Raw genomic sequence first — 585 nt, forward strand, 5'->3', positions numbered from 1 at the left:
TGGTTGCTTGATGGGCTCGATATTGAAAAAATGAAACCCCATCAAACATTGAATTACCAAAGTCTTAATTAAATTAAAAAATAATAGCGGATAAGGAACTTTCGCGGATCTCTGCGATCTTCCTTATATGCCAAATAAAAATAATCCAGATGAGCTAGCGCTCTTACGTTCAAAAGTGACTGAGCTTGAATCTACGGTACTCACTCTTCACCAATCTCTAGGCGAAAGTGAATCGAACATACTCACACTTCGCCAGTCTTTAAACGAGAGCGAAATAACTATCCAATCGCTGGTTGAAAAACTCAACCTAGCGCGGCGTAAACGCTTTGGTAACAGTAGTGAAACCATACCCCCTCAGGACTTAGAGTTCAATGAGGCGGAGGCTCATGCCGATACGACAGGTGAAGATGAAGCACCCGATAATCAGAATGATGAAACATCGGAAGCGAAAAACACTTCATCCGAGACAAAACGACGTGGTCGCCCAAAGCTTCCCGAAGACCTACCACGAGAGCGTGTTGTGGTGGACATTCCAGAATCAGAAAAAACCTGCTCGTGTTGCCAGTCGATGCTCTGCAGGATGGG

The 585-nt window shown here is 44.4% G+C and carries 1 pseudogene; it reads left to right on the plus strand.

The features are described from left to right. Window positions 1-127 precede the first annotated feature (127 nt). Window positions 128-585, plus strand: a pseudogene (locus BCT81_RS27595) (IS66 family transposase); the annotation flags it as partial.

Origin of the sequence: Vibrio sp. 10N.261.52.A1 (assembly GCF_002876325.1) — a bacterium.
GTDB classification, from domain to species: Bacteria; Pseudomonadota; Gammaproteobacteria; order Enterobacterales; family Vibrionaceae; genus Vibrio; species Vibrio chagasii.